Source organism: Lysinibacillus sp. CNPSo 3705, from assembly GCF_028674935.1.
GTDB lineage: Bacteria > Bacillota > Bacilli > Bacillales_A > Planococcaceae > Lysinibacillus.
Genome location: NZ_JAQZSD010000174.1, coordinates 1 through 873 on the forward strand (window position 1 = coordinate 1; position 873 = coordinate 873).

Here is an 873-nt window from a genome sequence, read left to right on the forward strand (position 1 = left end):
TTCGTGATAGCTTCGTCTGATACATGTAGTCCATTTTGAACATCTTCTGTAACTTTTGCCATGATGTTGACAGATTGTTCTGTTTCTATTTGAATGCCATGGATTAGCTCGAAAATTTGTTGTGCAGACGCCTGTGATTGCTCGGCAAGTTTTCTTACTTCATCAGCAACGACTGCAAAGCCTTTTCCGTGCTCTCCTGCTCTTGCTGCCTCAATCGCTGCATTAAGAGCCAGTAAGTTCGTTTGATCTGCAATGCTTGTAATGACATCTAAAATGGACGTAATTTGCTTAGAGCGTTCATGTAGTGTTTGAATTTTCGTATTTGAATCGGCCACTGATAAATGAATAGAATGCATTTGATCTTTTGTATCTCGAACAGCCTTACCACCTTCATCTGCCTGTAGCGTTGCATGCTGTGAAAGATCCGTCACGGTCGAAGAGATCTCCGCGATATGAAGAATAGCCTTCGAAAGCTCCTGTAACGATTCTGCATTCTTATTGGCACTCGTCGTTTGCGTATCTGCGCTCGACGCAACATCTTGAATCGAAATGGCCACTTTTTCTGTAGCAATGCTCGTTTGGTTAGCATTGGCTGTTAACTCTTCTGCCGACGAAGCTACCTCTTCAGCATTTTGTTCAATTTTTTGAATAAGCGTTCTTAAACTGTCTTGCATATCGTTAAATGCTTGCCCTAGCTGTCCAATCTCGTCATGAGATTTTACCGTCACTTTTTCAGTTAAATCGCCCTTACTTATCGTTACTGCACTATCCTTGAGCGCTTTAATCGGGTTTATAATTGCCTTCATGACAAAGAAGAATACAATCACACTGATTACAATTGCAGCGATTAGTACGAGAAACGTTTTATACAAA

General features: G+C 41.1%; 1 protein-coding gene. It reads right to left on the reverse strand.

The window, feature by feature from the left end; genetic code table 11:
- Positions 1-873, reverse strand: an 873-nt coding sequence (locus tag PVA17_RS24860) for a methyl-accepting chemotaxis protein (RefSeq protein ID WP_274069359.1), incomplete at both ends; no start/stop codon positions are given.